At 39.2% G+C, this 1,438-nt stretch carries 1 protein-coding gene and 1 pseudogene; one reads left to right on the forward strand and one right to left on the reverse strand.

What is annotated here, in order from left to right:
* Positions 1-1,003 (reverse strand): annotated as a pseudogene (locus tag F6K13_RS33070) (RNA-guided endonuclease InsQ/TnpB family protein); the annotation flags it as partial.
* Positions 1,004-1,184: 181 nt separating this feature from the next.
* On the opposite strand from F6K13_RS33070, the gene F6K13_RS33075 reads away from it, so the two are divergent.
* Positions 1,185-1,427 carry a hypothetical protein gene (locus F6K13_RS33075; protein ID WP_287289914.1) on the forward strand — a complete coding sequence of 81 codons (243 nt, stop codon included), beginning with the start codon at positions 1,185-1,187 and terminating at the stop codon, positions 1,425-1,427.
* The last annotated feature ends 11 nt before the right edge of the window (positions 1,428-1,438 follow it).

A 1,438-nucleotide genomic window follows, 5' to 3' on the forward strand; every position in this document is an offset into this window, starting at 1 on the left:
TGTTGACTGCAACAGTGGCTTTACCGAATCTATGGCCAAAATACTCTAACCATTCTTGATGCAATCGCTCATGGGGGAAACCCTCAAGACCGCGCTGCATCGCTTTTCTGAATTTATACCAACCTGCATCATTAATAGACTTAGCCAGACAGTGATTCTTAACTAGATTCTTAATCCTCAAATCTGCCTCCGGCACGTCGCTCTGCCTCTACATAGGCGACCACATCCTTAGACTGGACTACGCAATGTCCTAGTCTCTTAGCATGTTCTTCACGTTGCCTACTTATTTTGAGGTGTACTGATCCGAGTTTATTAATGGCGCACTTGGGGTTAGCACTGCCTTTTTTCTTGCAAGAAACCCGACTTTGATAAAATTTAAGTCGTTTCTGACTCTTCCTGTAGAACTGTGGATTATACTCTGTATTGCCATCTGAATCTGTGTAGAACTCTTTGAGTCCCACATCTAAGCCAACGTTATGCAATGTCTGTTCTACATCAACCTTGATATCTACGCTGATACAGAACTGACAATAATCACCATCAGCTCGTCTAAGCAATCTCACTCTTTATAATCTGTTCAATTGGATAGAAGGCCAAGTCCCACGTCCCCATCAATTTGAGTTTTCCTATACCTTTTTTGTCAGTAAATTCAATATTTTTAGGGTCATGCAATTTCCAGCCGCTGATTTTATATTCAACTGAACGGCTATGTTTTTTTAATTTTGGGAAACCCTTTTTGCCTGGTACTTTCTTGTTACAGTTTAAGAAAAACTTGGCAATTGCTGACCAACACCGTTCTACAGATGCCTGACAAGCATGAGAGTTTAAATCTTTGACAAAGGGATACATTGCGCGTATTTCGGTATTGTACTGAGTACAGTTCTTTTCTCCCTAAACCTCGATTGTCCATCCAATAAAGCAGACATAAGTTTCTCAGGAATTGACCCGTCCGAATTGCCTCATCAATCCCTTGATATTGATTCAGTTTTCCCTTGGCTTTCAATTCTTACACTATCATAATCTTAACGCTAGCTTGTCTGGCGTATATGATCTGTGATCTGACGTTCAATTCAATTTGGGCAACTTGATTGAGGTTAACTGTCCTTCTAGGGTGCGAATTGAGACCTGCTTTTTTTGGTCAATTTTTGATTAATTTTTTATCTAGAATTTAGACTTTTGCAATTATGGCAATTATTACGATTCAACCAATGAGTCCAAAGCATATTTCTAGCGTGGTTGAATTGGATCGACTCTGCTTTGGTGGACTCTGGAATTTTCAAGGTTATCAGCAAGAACTAGAAAGTCCTAACAGTGATTTGCTAATTTTAGTAATTAGCCAAATGAATGAAGAGATGAAAAGGGAGGTAACCTTTAAATCTTCTAACTCTAAAATAGCCCATAAACAACCTATGCCAATTATGGACTGATAATTGGTAAG

Origin of the sequence: Okeania sp. SIO2B9, from assembly GCF_010672505.1 — a bacterium.
GTDB classification, from domain to species: Bacteria; Cyanobacteriota; Cyanobacteriia; order Cyanobacteriales; family Microcoleaceae; genus Okeania; species Okeania hirsuta.